Origin of the sequence: Brevundimonas sp. NPDC058933, from assembly GCF_049315965.1 — a bacterium.
In the GTDB taxonomy this organism is placed as follows: Bacteria; Pseudomonadota; Alphaproteobacteria; order Caulobacterales; family Caulobacteraceae; genus Brevundimonas.
In genome coordinates this window covers 1,175,892-1,191,214 of sequence record NZ_JBMOSL010000001.1, presented here as the reverse complement: position 1 = coordinate 1,191,214, position 15,323 = coordinate 1,175,892, and the positions used below count along the sequence as shown (strand labels likewise).

Sequence of the window (15,323 nt, the reverse complement as noted above, 5' to 3'; positions counted from 1 at the left end):
ATGGACGTAGCGGATTTCCAGATCGAGGAGGGCCCGGAGGGCGCCGCCAGACTGCGCTTGACGGGCGACTGGACCACCATGGGCGTGGCTCGGACCGCGCGACGGTTGTCTGACGACCTGGGCAGCCGAAAGGTCGAAACCCTGGACCTGGAGGGCCTCGGCCGGTTCGATACCGCCGGCGCCCTGGCGATTGTTCAGAGCCTTTCCCAGCCCCTGCCCAAGACGGCGTGGCGCGATCGGCCCGAAGCCGGACGCATCTACGCCATGGTGGAGAAGCTGGAGCGGGAGTCCTCGCCGCCGCCGCGTCGTTCGCATCCGCTGACGCGCGCCTTCGCCAAGATCGGTCTCGGCGTCTATGATTTCGGGGCCGAGGCGATGCTGTCGCTGGCCTTCCTGGGACGGCTGATCGTGGCTGTAGGCGGGGCGCTGAAGCATCCGCGCGGCATCCGCTGGCCCGCCTGGTTCAGTCAGGCCGAGCGGTCCGGGCTGGACGCCATTCCGATTATCGCCGTGACCAACTTCTTTATCGGCGCGGTCATCGCCTTCCTGGGAGCCAATCTGCTGACCCAGTTCGGGGCGGGCGTGTTCACGGTCCAACTGGTCGCCGTGTCGGTCCTGCGCGAGTTCGCTGTGGTCATCACGTCGGTTCTGCTGGCGGGCCGTTCGGCCTCGTCCTTCGCCGCCGAGATCGGTTCGATGCGGATGAACCAGGAGGTCGACGCCATGCAGGTCATGGGCGTCAATCCGTTCCAGGCCCTGGTGATCCCACGTCTGGCCGCCATGCTGCTGATGCTGCCCTTGTTGACCTTCGTCGGGATGGTGGCGGGCATGTTCGGCGGCATGCTGGTGACATGGAGCGAGCTGGCCTACGGCCCTTCCTTCTTCCTGCAGCGCATCACCGAAGATCCGATGATGGGCACCCATCTGATGGTCGGCCTGGTCAAGGCGCCGGTCTTCGCCGTGGTCGTGGCCGCGATCGGCTGTCGTCAGGGCATGTCCGTGGCCGGCGATGTGGAAAGCCTGGGGCGCCGCGTGACGGCGGCCGTGGTGCAGGCGATTTTCGCCATCATTTTCCTGGACGCTGTCTTCGCCATGCTGTTCCTGGAGTTGAATCTGTGAGCGCGCCGACCGAAACGCCGCCGCGCGAAACCCTCATCGAGGTTCGCGGTCTGCTGAGTCAGTTCGGCGAGCGCACGATCCACGAAGACCTGGATCTGGACGTGCAACGGGGTCAGGTGCTGGGCGTGGTGGGCGGCTCCGGCACCGGCAAGACGGTGCTGCTGAACTCCATCATCGGCCTGAAACAGCCTGAGGGCGGGTCGGTGAAGCTGTTCGGCATTGATCGCGAAACCATGTCCAAGGATGAGGCCGCCGAGATCGAGCGCCGGACGGGGGTTCTGTTTCAGCAGGGGGCGCTGTTCTCGGCCCTCAGCGTTCTGGACAATGTCGCCTCGCCGCTGGTCGAGCACACGGATCTGCCGCGCGATACGATCCGTGAACTCGCAGAGATGAAGATCGCCATGGTCGGCCTGAAGCCCGAGGCCCACCACCTGAAGCCGGCAGAACTGTCGGGCGGGATGCGCAAGCGCGTCGGACTGGCGCGGGCCCTGGCCCTGGATCCCGAGCTGATCTTTCTTGACGAGCCGACGGCGGGGCTGGACCCCATCGGGGCCGCCGCCTTCGATCAGTTGATCCGGGATCTTTCGGACGATCTGGACCTGACGGTCTTCATGATCACCCACGACCTCGATAGCCTGTACGCCATCTGCGACCAGGTGGCGGTGCTGGCGGATAAACATGTTGTCGCCAAGGCCACGGTTCAGGAACTGGAACGTTCCGACCATCCCTGGATCAAGGAATACTTCCTGGGGCCGCGCGGTCGCGCCGCCCACAAGGCCGCCTGAGGAGAGCGGACGAAAGATGGAAAGAGACGCTCACTACGCCGCTGTCGGCATCGCCACCGTCGCCTTGTTGCTGGCGCTGGCGGTGTTCACGATCTGGTTGGCCCGACTGCAGTTCAACAATGATTTCGATGTCTACGACATCGTCTTCTATGGGCCGGTGCGAGGCCTGTCCGAAGGCGGCGAGGTCCACTTCAACGGCATTCGCGTCGGCGAGGTCACGGCCCTGAATCTGGATCCTGAAAAGGGCGATCAGGTCATCGCTCGGGTTCGCCTGAACGGCACCACGCCGGTCCGCGTCACCTCGCGCGCCCAACTGGAGCCGCAGGGCATCACGGGCCTGAACTATATCCAGATCACGGCGGGCGAGGCCAATAGCGCCCTGTTGAAGTCGCAGTATCCCGAAAACGTCGTGCCGGTGATCCAGAGCCAGCCCAGCCCGATCGCCGAGCTGCTGAGCGGGTCGGGCACGGTCTTGGCCCAGACTGTGGACGCCCTGAACCGCATCAACCGCGTCATGTCGGACGACAACATCCGCTCCTTCTCGACCAGCATCAAGAATGTCGAGGGGCTGACAGCCGAACTGGAAGCCCGCAAGGGCATGTTCCAGCAGCTGGAAGAGACGATCACCAAGGCCAACGCCGCCGTCGGCGAGTATCAGCAGCTGGGCGCCACGGCGCGGCAACTGGTGGATACGGACGGGCGTCAGGCGATCGCCAACATCAACAAGGCGACCGCGGAGGCTCAGGCCGCCATTGCTTCGATCAATCGTTCGGCCACGGGTCTGGAAGGCCCGCTGGGCGACTTCGGCACCCAGACCGTGCCGCAGTTGAACGACACCATCCGTCAGCTGGATCAGGCGACGCGCTCGTTGCAATCCCTGATCGACAATGTGCGCGAGAGCCCGCGCGACTTCATCAGCAAGGCTCCGTCCAGGGAAATCGAGGTGCAGCCGTGATCCGTTCCGCTTTTCTGATCGCGACGGCGTCGGTCGCCTTGTCCGGTTGCGCCCTGCTGTCGTCGCCGGACCCGGTGCAACTCTATCGCTTCGGCGGGGCGTCGGCCTTCGCCGGGACAGGTGCGACCTCCGCCTGCCCGGACGTTCATGTCTCGATGCGCAGGGTCGATTTCCCCGAGGCGTCGCGCGGCGACCGCGTCCTGGCGGTGACCGGGGCCGAGGCCGCCTACATCAAGGGTGCGCGCTGGGTCTCGCCCGCCGAGACCCTGTTCGAGGAGAGCCTGCGCAACGCCTTTCTGGACGGCGGGACCTGCACGGTCCTCAGTTCGGGGCCGCTGACGCGTGACGGCCTGCTGCTGAGCGTGGACGTACGCCGGTTCGAGGCGGCCTACGCCGCGCAGGGCGCTGTGCCGGACGCCAATATCGTGGTCCTGTTGCGTCTGGTTCGTCCGGGCGACCGCTCGATCGTGGCCGAGGACCGTATCTCGGTCAGCGAGAGCGCCGGAGAGAACCGCCAGTCGGCCATCGTCGCCGCCTTTGATCGGGCCACCGCAGAGGCCAGCCGCCAGATCGTCGTCTGGACGGATCAGCAGGCCAGTCAGGCGAAGCGGGCTTCCTAGTTCTGTCATCCCGGCCGAAGCCGCAGGCGGAGAGCCGGGACCGCCCAAGGCGTTGCGTGTTTAGCGGTCCCGGATAGCGGCTGCGCCGCTTCCGGGATGACGGAAATAGAAAACCCCGGCGGCCTCGTGGTCGCCGGGGTTTCTGTCTTCAGGCCGAAAGGGCGGTTCAGCCCAGGCCGGCCGCGACGGTGTAGGCGGCCTCGGTCCTGGCGGCGACCTCGTCCAGGGTGACGCCATCGGCCAGTTCGATCAGCTCCAGGCCCGAGCCGTCCGGCTTGACGTCAAAGACGGCCAGATCGGTGATGATGCGGCTGACCACGGCCGTGCCGGTCAGGGGCAGGGTGCATGCCTTCAGGACCTTGGCCTGGCCGTGCTTGTTGGCGTGGTCCATGACCACGACCACGCGCTTGACGCCTGCGACCAGGTCCATGGCGCCGCCCATGCCCTTCACCAGCTTGCCGGGGATCATCCAGTTGGCGATGTCGCCGTTCTGGCCCACTTCCATGGCGCCCAGGATCGACAGGTTGATGTGGCCGCCGCGGATCATGGCGAAGCTGTCAGCGCTGCTGAAATAACTGCTCTCGGCGATCTCGGTGATCGTCTGCTTGCCGGCGTTGATCAGGTCGGGGTCTTCCTCGCCCTCATAGGGGAAGGGGCCCATGCCCAGCATGCCGTTTTCCGACTGGAGAGTGACCTCCATGCCCTCCGGGATATAGTTGGCCACCAGGGTCGGGATGCCGATGCCGAGGTTCACATAGAAGCCGTCCTGCAGCTCCTTGGCGGCGCGCTCGGCCAGTTGTTCGCGGGTGCGGGCCATTACGCGGATTCCTTCTGACGCACGGTGCGCTGTTCGATGCGCTTCTCGGACACGGTCTGGATCAGGCGGTCGACATAGACGCCCGGCGTGTGGATGCAGTCGGGGTCCAGCGAGCCCGTCGGGACGATCTCCTCGACCTCGACGACCGTGACCTTGCCGGCCGTGGCCACCATGGGGTTGAAGTTGCGGGCCGTCTTGCGGAAGACGAGGTTGCCGCGCTCGTCGGCCTTCCACGCCTTGATGATGGCCAGGTCTGCGATCAGGCCGGTCTCCATGACATAGTCCCGCCCATCGAAGTTGCGCACTTCCTTGCCCTCGGCGACCAGAGTGCCGACGCCGGTGGCGGTGAAGAAGGCGGGGATGCCCGCGCCGCCCGCGCGGATGCGCTCGGCCAGCGTGCCCTGCGGATTGAACTCCAGCTGCAGTTCGCCGGCCAGGTATTGCCGCTCGAACTCCTTGTTCTCGCCGACGTAGGACGAGATCATCCTGGCGATCTGCCTGGTCTCCAACAGCTGGCCCAGGCCGAAGCCGTCCACGCCCGCGTTGTTGGAGATGACGGTCAGCCCCTTGACGCCCGAGGCCTTCAGCCCCGCGATCAGGTTCTCGGGAATGCCGCAAAGGCCGAAGCCGCCGGACATGACGGTCATCCCGTCAAAGGTCAGGCCCTCCAGCGCGGACGTGACGTCAGCGTAGATCTTGCGCATCGCTCTCCCTTTTTCACCGTCTGATGAATATTGCGGTCTTACCCGTCCATAAAGCGGGCGAGCGGACGGGGCAAGCGCCAGCATCCAAAGGCGGCGCTGATGCGTATGCAAGGGGTCGCTCTGTCGCCAATGGAATCTGCATGAGCCTGGTCAACGCCGCCATTCGTCAGTTGCAAGATACGCCCTTTCCCGACTTCATCAGCCGTCCGGCGATCGACAGTCTGGTGAGCGAGGCCCGCCGCCGGCTGGACCGGGACGGACCACATGACCAGGCCGCGTTTGCGCGAGAGATGGCGTGTCGGGCAGTGGCCGAGCATACGGACGCCGCCAATGACCAGCATTACGAACTGCCGGCCGAGTTCTTCGAGATCTGCCTCGGCGCGCGGCTGAAATATTCCTGCTGCCTGTATGGCGATGGGGCCGAGACCCTGGATCAGGCTGAGGAGAAGGCGCTGGCCGAAACCTGCGCCCACGCCGATCTGGCGGACGGGCAGACCATTCTGGAGCTGGGCTGCGGTTGGGGCTCGCTCAGCCTGTGGATGGCCGAGCGCTATCCTGCGGCCCGGATCACCGCCGTTTCCAACAGCCACGGCCAGCGCGGCCATATCGAGGCGCAGGCGCGGGCGCGGGGTCTGGGCAATCTGACGGTCGTGACCTGCGACATGAATGATTTTCAGGCCGAGATCGGCGGCTTCGACCGGATCGTCTCGGTCGAGATGTTCGAGCACATGGCCAACTGGCGCGCCCTGCTGGCGCGGGCGCGGGGCTGGCTGAAGCCCGAGGGGCGGATGTTCATCCACGTCTTCACCCATCGCGACGCGCCCTATCGCTTTGACCACACCGACAGCGGCGACTTTATCGCCCAGCACTTCTTCACCGGCGGCATCATGCCCAGCCGTGGCCTGATGCGACAGTTTCCCGACCTGTTCGAGGTGGCGCAGGAATGGACCTGGAACGGCGTCCACTATGCCCGCACGGCCAATGACTGGCTGGCCAACATGGATCAGAACGCTGAGCGGGTGGCCGTGCTGATGCGCGAAACCTATGGCCCGGAAGCGGCGCTGTGGACCCGACGCTGGCGTCGCTTCTACCTGGCGACGGCGGGTCTGTTCGGAAACGACGGCGGCCGCACCTGGGCGGTCAGTCATTATCTGTTGAAGCCGGCCGGGGAGGGCCTGTCCTGATGCTGAAATATGTCGCGGCCTATCTGGGGGCCGGTCTGACCTTCGCCGCCATCGACGCGGTGTGGCTGACCACCATGGCGGATCGGCTGTATCGGCCGGTGATCGGTCCCCTGATGGCGGACAAGCCGAACATGACGGCGGCGGTGATCTTCTATCTGATCTCCATCGGCGGCATCGTGTTCCTGGCCATCATGCCAGCGCTCAAGGAGGCCGCCTGGACGCGCGCCTTGCTGAACGGGGCGGTTCTCGGCTTCGTCGCCTACGCCACCTATGATCTGACCAATCAGGCGACGCTGAGCGTCTGGTCTACGCGGCTGACGATCATCGACCTGTGCTGGGGGACGACCCTGACCGCCGTGGCTTCGGTCGGCGGCTATTTCGCCGCACGGTGGGCCGAAGGGCGCTTTGGCTGAGCCATACGGGTTGACCCTCCGGCAAGCGCGCCCCTAGACATTGACCGCCCGGCGTTTTCGGGCGCGAACCGGGGGAAGATCACCATGCGTCGTCAACTTTTGAAGCAGGCTCTGCCTGCCCTGGTCCTGCTGGCCGCCGTGCCCGCCCTGGCCACGCCCGTCGCCGCCCAGGCGCCCGCCGCGCCGACCTATCAGCAGCCGCCGCAGCCGATCGCGCAGATCCTGGACTCCAAGCCCAACCCGACGGCCAGCCTGAGCCCGGACCGCAAGACCCTGCTGTTGCAGGACCGCTCCAACCTGCCGAGCATCGCCGAACTGTCCGAGCCCATGCTGCGTCTGGCGGGGTATCGCATCAATCCGAAGAACAACGGCCCGGCCAACAGCCGCGTGACCTGGCTGACCGGCCTCAGCTTCCAGGCTGTCGATGGCGGCGCCGCGCGCGTCGTGGCGGGGCTGCCCGCAGATGCGCGCCTGACCAATGTCAGCTGGGCTCCGAACGGCAAGGCCGTGGCCTTCCTGCTGAACACCCCGACTGGGCTTGAGCTGTGGACCGCCGACGTGGCCTCGGCCCAGGCGCGCCGTCTGACCGGACCCAGCGTCAACGCCGCCAATGGCGCGGGCTTCAGCTGGCTGCCTGACGCCTCGGGTCTGTTGGTTCAGGCTGTCCCCGCCGGTCGTCGCGCTGCGCCCGACGTGACGCGCCCGCCCTCGGGTCCGACCGTGGCCGAGACCGGCGGTCGCGCGGCGCCGGTGCGCACCTATCAGGACCTTTTGGCTGACGCGGGCGACGAGGCCCTGTTCGAGCACTATTTCACCAGCCAGCTGACCATCGTGCCGCTGAACGGTCGCGCGCGGACCCTGGGCCAGCCGGGCGTCTTCCTGAACGCCTCGGTGTCGCCCGACGGTCGTTTCATCCTGCAGACGCGGGTGAAGAAGCCCTATTCCTATGTCGTGCCGGCCAGCCTGTTCCCGGCTGACGTCGTCATCACCGACCTGAACGGGCGCGAGGTTCACCGCGTCGCCGACCTGCCGCTGCGCGACAATGTGCCCACGCCGTTTGACGCCGTCGCCCCCGGCCCGCGTTCGGCCCAGTGGCGCGCCGACGCCGACGCCACCCTGGTCTGGGTCGAGGCTCAGGACGGTGGTGATCCGCGCAACCCCGCCGAGGTGCGCGACCGCGTCTTCATGCTGCCTGCGCCGTTCAACGACCGTCCGCGCACCCTGGTGGACCTGAAGGAGCGTTATGCCGGCGTGCAGTGGGGCCGCGACGATACGGCCATCGTCAACAGCCGCTGGTTCAACACCCGCCACGAGACCCGTACCCTGGTCGATCCGTCGAACCCCGGCGCGGGCCGCGTCCTGGTCGATCGCAACTATCAGGACCGCTACAATGACCCGGGTTCGGTGGTGGTGGAGCCGAACGCGCGCGGTCGTTCGACCATCCGTTTCACCGCCGACGGCTCCAAGGTCTTCGTCGAGGGCGACGGCGCGACGCGCGAGGGCGAGTATCCCTTCCTCGACACCCTGGACCTGAAGACCGGCGAGACGGAACGCGTCTGGCGCTCGGCCCAGGGCGAGTATGAAAGCGTCGTCGGCATCCTGGACGATGCGGGCCGCAAGCTGGTCACCTATCGCGAGAGCCGCACCGACCCGGCCAACCTGCGCCTGCGCGATCTGGACGGCGGCGTGACGCAACTGACCCAGTTCCCTGACCCGGCGCCGCAACTGGCAGACGTGAAGCGCGAGCTGATCACCTACACCCGCGACGACGGGGTTCAACTGTCGGGGACGCTGTATCTGCCCGCCGGCTACGACAAGGATCGCGACGGCCCGCTGCCGCTGGTGATGTGGGCCTATCCGGCCGAGTTCACCGACGCCGCCGTGGCCGGTCAGGTGGTCGACACCGACAACCGCTTCGTGCGTCCGGGCGGCATTAGCCACCTGTTCCTGCTGACCCAGGGCTATGCCGTTCTGGACAACCCCTCCATGCCCATCGTCGGCAAGGATGGGGCCGAGCCCAACGACACCTACATTGAACAACTGTCGGCCAGCGCCAAGGCGGCGGTCGATGCGGTGGTGGCCCTGGGCGTCGCCGATCGCGACCGGATCGCTGTCGGCGGGCACTCCTACGGCGCCTTCATGACGGCCAACCTGCTGGCCCACACCGACCTGTTCAAGACCGGCATCGCGCGCTCGGGCGCCTATAACCGGACGCTGACGCCGTTCGGCTTCCAGGCCGAGCAGCGGTCCTACTGGGAGGCGACCGAGACCTATAACGCGATGTCGCCCTTCACCTACGCCAACAAGGTCAATGAGCCGATCCTGCTGATCCACGGCGGGGCCGACGACAACTCGGGCACCTTCCCGGTGCAGTCGGAACGCTTCTATGCGGCGCTGAAGGGCAATGGGGCGACGGTGCGCTACGTCGTTCTGCCCCTGGAAGCCCACGGCTATCGCGCGCGGGAATCGGTCGGTCACACCCAGTGGGAAATGGTCACCTGGCTGGATCGGTATCTGAAGCCGAAGACGACGGCGGCGGCGCAGTAAGCCGCCATTTTCCTCCCTGTTCGCGGAGCGAATGGGGAGCTTGCGCGGCGGCGTAGCCGACGTGACGGAGGGGGCGACTCGACGGGCCGACGTCTGCGCCGCCCCCTCCACCGCTCTGCGGTCCCCCTCCCCACAAGTGGGGAGGAAAGTCAGATGGCTTACCTGTCCCATTCTGGCGCATCGCCGTAGAGGCCGGACAGGAAGTCGATAAAGGCCCGCACCCGGTTTTCGGCGCGGGCCCGTCCAGCGGTCAGGGCGAAGACGGCCACGTCCGAGGCCCCCGCGTACTGCGGCAGGACGCGGCTCAGCCGCCCGTCGCGCAGTTCATCCCCCACGTCCCAGGTCGAGCGCAGGGCGATCCCGGCGCCGCCGAGCACCAGTTCGCGCGCCACCTCTGACGAATTCGTCCGCACACGGCTGCGGGCTCGAAAAGTGACGGGGCCGTCGGGGCCTTCAAGGCGCCAGGCCGACTGGTTCTCGGCCGCCAGCTGGGCGTGATGGCGCAGGTCGTCCAGGGTCTGAGGCGCGCCGTGTTCGGCCAGATAGGCTGGGGTCGCGCACAGGACCCGCCGGTTCGGAGCCAGCCGGCGCATGGCGGGGTCGCCCGCCTCATAGCTGCCGATGCGCACCGCCACGTCTACGTCTTCGGCCATCAGGTCGACGAAGGCGTCGGTCAGGTTCAGCTCCAGCGTCAGCCGGGGGTGGGCGTCCAGAAACGGCGTCAGCAGGGGGGCCAGCCGCCGCCGTCCGAACGAGGTCGGGGCCGAGACCCGCAGCAGGCCGCGCGCCTGGGTCGTGCGGCGCGACACCAGGGCCTCCAGATCCTCCACCCCGTCCAGCAACTGCATGGCGCGGTCATAGACCAGCCGTCCGGCCTCGGTCGGGGCCAGCCGCCGCGAGGTGCGCTCGATCAGCCGCACCCCCAGCCGGTCCTCCAGTCGCGCCAGCCGCCGCGAGGCCACGGCGGGCGACAGGTCCAGCCGGCGGGCGGCGGCGGACAGGCTGCCTTCCTCCAGGCTGCGGACGAAGATCTCATACTCGGCCAGCATGGCGGGGTCTCATGTTTGCGGTTTTGGCAAAGATAACCGTCGATCTTCGCCGTGGCTAGGCGGCGGGTGGGCAGGTAGGGTTCAGGCTCAAGGAGAGCCCGCCATGTCCACCCCCTACGTCCGCCACGGAAGCCTGAGCGTCGCCGCCGAACTGGACGCCTTCGTGCGCGACGAGGCCACGCCGGGGACGGGGGTGACGGCTGAGGCTTTCTGGGCCGGGCTGGAAGGCTTGCTGGCCGAATACGCACCCCGGAACCGGGCGCTGCTGGCGCGCCGCGATGAACTGCAGGCGAAGCTGGACGACTGGCACCGCGCCCATCCGGGCCAGCCGGACCCCGAGGCCTATCAGGCCTTCCTGCGCGAGATCGGCTACATCGAACCCGAGCGGACGGAAGCGCGCGCCGAGACGGCCCATGTTGATCCCGAGATCGCCACCCTGGCCGGGCCGCAACTGGTCGTGCCCCTGACCAACGCCCGCTATCTGCTGAACGCCGCCAATGCGCGCTGGGGCAGCCTGTATGATGCGCTGTACGGCACGGACGCCCTGGGCGAGGCGCCAAAGGGCGGCGGTTATGACGCCGAGCGCGGGGCCGGGGTCATCGCCCGCGCCCGCGCGGTGCTGGATCAGGCGGCGCCTCTGGCCGAGGGCGGCCATGCCGAGGCGGTGGAATACAGGGTTGAGAGCGGACGGCTGGTCGTCGGGCTGTCGGGTGGGCGCACGACGGGGCTGGCCGATCCCGCAGTCTTCGTCGGCCATGCGGGCGAGCCGGCGGCGCCCTCTGGCGTCCTGTTGCGCCACAACGCTCTGCATCTGGAGATCGTCCTCGACCGCAGCCACGCGATCGGCCGCACCGATCCGGCGGGCGTCGCCGATGTCGTGGTCGAGGCGGCCCTGTCGGTGATCGCCGACGCCGAGGACAGCGTCGCGGCGGTGGACGCCGAAGACAAGCGGCTGGTCTATTCCAACTGGCTGGGCCTGATGCGCGGCGACCTGTCAGCGGGCTTCGTCAAGGACGGGGAGACGATGCAGCGGCGGATGAACGGCGACCGGGGCTATACGGCGCCGGACGGAACGGCCTTCGCCCTGAAGGGACGCAGTCTGCTGATGGTCCGCAACGTCGGCCTGCATTTGACGACCGATGCGGTTCTGGACGGGGAGGGGGGCGAGGTCCCCGAGAGCCTGCTGGACATCGCTATAACCGGCCTGATCGGTCTGCACGACCTGAAGCGTCCGGCGGATCGGCGCAACAGCCCGGCCGGCTCCATCTATGTCGTGCGGCCCAAGATGCATGGGTCGGAGGAGGTCGCCTTCGCCGACGCCGTGTTCGGCGCGGTCGAGGCCATGGTCGGTCTGCCGCCGCTGACGATCAAGATGGGCATCATGGACGAGGAGCGGCGCACCAGCGTCAACCTGGCCAACTGCATCGCGGCGACCAGGGGACGGGTGGCCTTTATCAACACGGGATTCCTGGACCGCACCGGCGACGAGATCCATTCGGTGATGGAAGGCGGGCCGGTCGTGCGGAAGGAGGCGGTGCGCAACACCGGCTGGATCAAGGCCTATGAGGACCGCAACGTCGACATCGGCCTGAAGGCGGGTCTGTCGGGCCGCGCCCAGATCGGCAAGGGCATGTGGGCCGCGCCGGACCGCATGGGCGAGATGCTGGCGACCAAGGCGGGCCATCCGCGGGCCGGGGCCTCGACCGCCTGGGTCCCCTCGCCGACGGCGGCGACCCTGCACGCCCTGCATTATCATGAGGTCGACGTCTGGAGCCGGCAGGTCGAGATCGCGACGCGTCCCGCCACGGGGCTGACGGCCCTGTTGACGCCGCCGTTCACGACCGGGACGCCCTCCGCCGAGGAGATCCGGCAGGAGCTGGACAACAACGCCCAGGGCATCCTGGGCTACGTCGTGCGCTGGATCGATCAGGGCGTCGGCTGCTCCAAGGTGCCGGACATCCACGACATCGGCCTGATGGAGGACCGCGCCACTCTGCGCATCTCCAGCCAGCATCTGGCCAACTGGCTGCGCCACGGCGTGGTCACGGAGGGCGAGGTGAGGGTGGCGCTGGAGCGGATGGCCGTCGTGGTGGATCGCCAGAATGCGGGCGATCCCGCCTATAGGCCGCTAGCCCCGGCTTTTGACGGACCGGCGTGGAATGCCGCCTGCGACCTGGTGTTCAAGGCGCGCGAGCAGCCTAACGGCTATACCGAGCACCTGCTGACCGCCTGGCGACGTCGCGCCAAGACGGGCTGAGCAACACGCCGGCGTACCGCCGCTGTCCCAAAATGAGGCGAAAGCTTGCCAATGGTTAACGGCGCTCGTAGAACGGCGTCCGTTAACGTTTCATTTACCCGAGCGGCGCGGCGGCTGACGCTGTGCCTGTCGGGGGTGTGCCAAATCGGGATGGCACGGCTCTTGGAACGCTGACCAACGAACCCCTCCTGGTGGCGGGGGCGCCGCGAAACGCGGCTTGGGGAGGCGAATGGTGGGCTGGTTTCTGACCACTTCGGAAGTGAGGCGCGCAGCCGTGCGTCCTGTGATGCGGGTTGGCGGCGTGATGGCTCTCGTGCTGGCGGCGGTCGCCGGCACGGCGTCGGCGGAGCCCATGCGCGACAGCGGCCTGGCCAGCAGCCTGGACGTCATCGTCAAGGGCAGGATCGCGCCGGATTGCCGCCTGTCGGGCGGCGGCGACGTCAACTTCGGGGAGCTGACGGGCGGCCAGCAGGTCGAGGCGGACTTCGGCCTGTCCTGCAATGTTCCCTTCGACATCAGCTTCCAGTCGCAGCGCGGGGGTCTGGCCCACACGACGCGGCCTCGCGGGGAGGGGCCCTTTGCGGGCACCCTCGGCTACACCCTGAGCGTGGTCATTCCCACCATGCGCCCCGAGGCGGCGGTCCTGGCCGGCGCCTTCAACAGTGAAAACCTGATCGCCGCGAAGACCCTCAGCAGCGGCGAGGGGATCGCCAAGGGCGGCGGCCGCATCCAGATCCGCACCAATCGCCCTGAAGGTGCGGGCTTGCTGGCGGGAGAGTATTCGGAAGTCTTGAATGTAACCATCGCGCCGAGGGTCTAGTAACCTTCACCATATAAGTATCCGAAATTTAGAGAATTAGTGTATCTGGCGGTCGTCACTGAATTTGGCGGCCGCCATTTCAATTTAATGAGCATAATTTATTTATCGCCTGTGGGTTGAGTGAAATAAAAGATAGCTAACAACGTTTTATGTGGATTGACTAACCTTTTAAGACCTGAGTAACATCTAGGCAGATCGAGGGGGCTTCTCCATCTCGGTCGACACTTTCGTCAGAACCTCACCTGGAGAATTCCTATGAAAATCGCTTCGATCCTCGCCGGCGTCGCTCTCGCCGCCCTGACCGCTTCGGCCGCTTCGGCCGGCGACATCAACCAAGGCCAGACGCAACTGCCCTTCGTCGGCACCACGAATGTCGGCGGCGGTTTCCTTGGCGGCCTGAACAACGCCAACGCTCAATGGGGCGGCTCGCCCACCTCGTCGTGGCACGCTGTCGGCGAGTCGGCCGGCAACAACGGCAACGCCGCGTCCTCGGACGGCGCCACCTTCACCCTGAAGGGCTCGGTCTCGACGGACTGCGCCTACTATTCGGGCACCGGCGACCACACGCTGAACTTCGGCACCATCGGCATCTACGCCAGCGACAACACGGGTCCGGCCGCCGCCTTCACCATGACGGACGACGCCTCGGTTGAAATCAACACCAACCTGGCCGGCTGCAACACCGTCAACACCGTCACCGTGTCGAAGGTGAACATGGTCAGCGACAACAGCGGCGGTTACGACGCCAACGTGTTCCAGAACACGCTGCCCTTCTCGGTCAACGCCAAGTACACCGCCAGCCCGACGAGCGGCACCGGCACCCAAGCCGCCAACTGGACCGTTCCGGCCAACGCCCTGTCGGACTTCCGCAAGCACGGCGCCTGGAAGTCGGCCATGTCGCTGAACGTCAACATCGCTCAGCAGCCCAAGGCTCTGCTGGCCGGCAACTACACCGGCTCGGTCAGCGTCACCATCGCTGCCGGCATCTAAGCTGGTTGAAGACGATCGACCTCGGGGAGGGCTTCGCGGCCCTCCCCGTTTTCGTTTCAGTGACCATTGCTCGCTATGGGTTCAAGGGCGTGTCGGGGCGCCTTTGCGGCGGATCAGTCCGCAGGAATTTCTTGAGATGGCGGCCGTCGCTGGACGGCCTCGGGGGAGTAACGATTGATGCTGCGATCCGGTTTTCGCTTCATGCGTCTGAACCGCCTGGCTGCCCTTGCCTGCGGTCTGGCGGCAGGTCTTCTGGTCGTGTCGGCCGCCGCCTGGGCCATGCGCGTCTCTCCCATGGTGTCTGAACTGACCACCACGGGCGCCGGATCGGCCGCCCGGATCGAGGTCGGTAATATCGGATCTGCGGCCCTGCCGTTCGAAACCCTGATCACCCGGATGGAGGTCGATGCCGACGGCAATATCATCGAGACTCCGGCGGACGAGGACTTTCTGGTCTTCCCGCCCCAGGGGGTGGTGCCGGTCGGCGGCCGTCAGGTCGTGCGCGTGCAGTGGGTCGGAGAGCCGACCATTGATTCATCGCATGCCTACTATCTGTGGGTGAAGCAGTTGCCCGTGGCGACCGATCCCGTTGCGCCGGAAGGCGGCGGCGCCCTGTCGGTGCAGGTCCTCTACACGATGAAGGCCCTGATCGTTGTCGCGCCTCCCGGCGCCCAGCCCAAGGTCGAGGTCGTTTCGGCCGCCCCCGCCATGGTGACGCCGCCTACGCCCGAGATTGATCCGAGCCTGAGCGGCGACGCGGCGCCTCCGCCGCCGCAAGCCGAGCCGGGCGTTGAGGTCGTGGTCGCCAATACCGGCAAGCGCTACGCCCTCATGAGCGGCGCGACCTGGATCGTGGAAGGCACCGACAAGGCGGGCCAGGCCTTCCGGCGTGAATACGGCAGCGACGACATCGCCCAGACGGTCGGCGTCGGCTACCTGGCGCCCCTGGGCGGCAGGCGAACCTTCAAACTGCCGACTGGCGTCGAGCTGGATCCGGCCAGGCCGGTGAGCGTGCGGTTCGCGCGATGAGGGCAGGCGGGGGGAAGGCGTTGCGGGGGGCGGC

14 protein-coding genes are annotated in these 15,323 nt (G+C 67.1%); 11 read left to right on the top strand and 3 right to left on the bottom strand.

The features are described 5' to 3' along the window. The 4 genes from ACOZBP_RS05830 to ACOZBP_RS05815 are packed head-to-tail and all read left to right on the top strand — an operon-like array spanning position 1 to position 3,479. Positions 1-1,119: an MlaE family lipid ABC transporter permease subunit gene (locus tag ACOZBP_RS05830; RefSeq protein ID WP_422675430.1), complete on the top strand. Its 1,119-nt coding sequence runs from the start codon at positions 1-3 to the stop codon at positions 1,117-1,119. Beyond that, the gene (locus ACOZBP_RS05825; RefSeq protein WP_422675429.1) at positions 1,116-1,904 is read left to right on the top strand and encodes an ABC transporter ATP-binding protein; all 789 of its coding nucleotides are present in this window, start codon (positions 1,116-1,118) and stop codon (positions 1,902-1,904) included. The genes ACOZBP_RS05830 and ACOZBP_RS05825 overlap by 4 nt, the downstream gene beginning before the upstream one ends. A 16-nt stretch (positions 1,905-1,920) precedes the next feature. Beyond that, a complete protein-coding gene (locus ACOZBP_RS05820) occupies positions 1,921-2,859 on the top strand; it encodes an MlaD family protein (RefSeq protein ID WP_422675428.1) in 939 nt (312 codons plus the stop codon). Further along, on the top strand, positions 2,856-3,479 hold the full coding sequence (locus ACOZBP_RS05815; RefSeq protein WP_422675427.1) for an ABC-type transport auxiliary lipoprotein family protein: 624 nt from the start codon (positions 2,856-2,858) through the stop codon (positions 3,477-3,479). The genes ACOZBP_RS05820 and ACOZBP_RS05815 overlap by 4 nt, the downstream gene beginning before the upstream one ends. Positions 3,480-3,645: 166 nt before the next feature. On the opposite strand, the gene ACOZBP_RS05810 is transcribed toward ACOZBP_RS05815, so the two are convergent. Both ACOZBP_RS05810 and ACOZBP_RS05805 read right to left on the bottom strand, forming a co-directional pair. Beyond that, complete coding sequence (locus tag ACOZBP_RS05810) at positions 3,646-4,296, bottom strand: 3-oxoacid CoA-transferase subunit B (RefSeq protein WP_422675426.1); 651 nt, start codon at positions 4,294-4,296, stop codon at positions 3,646-3,648. Beyond that, positions 4,296-5,000: a CoA transferase subunit A gene (locus ACOZBP_RS05805; RefSeq protein ID WP_422675425.1), complete on the bottom strand. Its 705-nt coding sequence runs from the start codon at positions 4,998-5,000 to the stop codon at positions 4,296-4,298. The genes ACOZBP_RS05810 and ACOZBP_RS05805 overlap by 1 nt, the downstream gene beginning before the upstream one ends. 140 nt (positions 5,001-5,140) lie before the next feature. Here ACOZBP_RS05805 and ACOZBP_RS05800 point away from each other — a divergent pair, with 140 nt between their 5' ends. The 3 genes from ACOZBP_RS05800 (at position 5,141) to ACOZBP_RS05790 (ending at position 9,144) form a co-directional block, all read left to right on the top strand. Further along, complete coding sequence (locus ACOZBP_RS05800) at positions 5,141-6,184, top strand: SAM-dependent methyltransferase (RefSeq protein WP_422675424.1); 1,044 nt, start codon at positions 5,141-5,143, stop codon at positions 6,182-6,184. Next, on the top strand, positions 6,184-6,597 hold the full coding sequence (locus ACOZBP_RS05795; protein ID WP_422675423.1) for a DUF2177 family protein: 414 nt from the start codon (positions 6,184-6,186) through the stop codon (positions 6,595-6,597). Before ACOZBP_RS05800 ends, ACOZBP_RS05795 begins: the two co-directional genes overlap by 1 nt. A gap of 84 nt (positions 6,598-6,681) precedes the next feature. Further along, positions 6,682-9,144 carry a prolyl oligopeptidase family serine peptidase gene (locus tag ACOZBP_RS05790; RefSeq protein ID WP_422675422.1) on the top strand — a complete coding sequence of 821 codons (2,463 nt, stop codon included), beginning with the start codon at positions 6,682-6,684 and terminating at the stop codon, positions 9,142-9,144. Between the two features lie 158 nt (positions 9,145-9,302). Here ACOZBP_RS05790 and ACOZBP_RS05785 read toward each other — a convergent pair whose 3' ends face one another. Continuing rightward, positions 9,303-10,193, bottom strand: coding sequence for a LysR family transcriptional regulator (locus tag ACOZBP_RS05785; protein WP_422675421.1), 891 nt, complete (start codon positions 10,191-10,193; stop codon positions 9,303-9,305). A gap of 103 nt (positions 10,194-10,296) precedes the next feature. On the opposite strand from ACOZBP_RS05785, the gene ACOZBP_RS05780 reads away from it, so the two are divergent. The 4 genes from ACOZBP_RS05780 to ACOZBP_RS05765 all read left to right on the top strand — a co-directional run bounded on the left by ACOZBP_RS05780 (position 10,297) and on the right by ACOZBP_RS05765 (position 15,289). Then, positions 10,297-12,450, top strand: coding sequence for a malate synthase G (locus ACOZBP_RS05780; protein WP_422675420.1), 2,154 nt, complete (start codon positions 10,297-10,299; stop codon positions 12,448-12,450). Between the two features lie 229 nt (positions 12,451-12,679). Further along, positions 12,680-13,270 carry a hypothetical protein gene (locus ACOZBP_RS05775; protein WP_422675419.1) on the top strand — a complete coding sequence of 197 codons (591 nt, stop codon included), beginning with the start codon at positions 12,680-12,682 and terminating at the stop codon, positions 13,268-13,270. 255 nt (positions 13,271-13,525) lie between these two features. Then, on the top strand, positions 13,526-14,260 hold the full coding sequence (locus ACOZBP_RS05770; protein ID WP_422675418.1) for a hypothetical protein: 735 nt from the start codon (positions 13,526-13,528) through the stop codon (positions 14,258-14,260). A 177-nt stretch (positions 14,261-14,437) separates the two neighbouring features. Further along, positions 14,438-15,289: a hypothetical protein gene (locus tag ACOZBP_RS05765; RefSeq protein ID WP_422675417.1), complete on the top strand. Its 852-nt coding sequence runs from the start codon at positions 14,438-14,440 to the stop codon at positions 15,287-15,289. Positions 15,290-15,323: the final 34 nt, after the last annotated feature.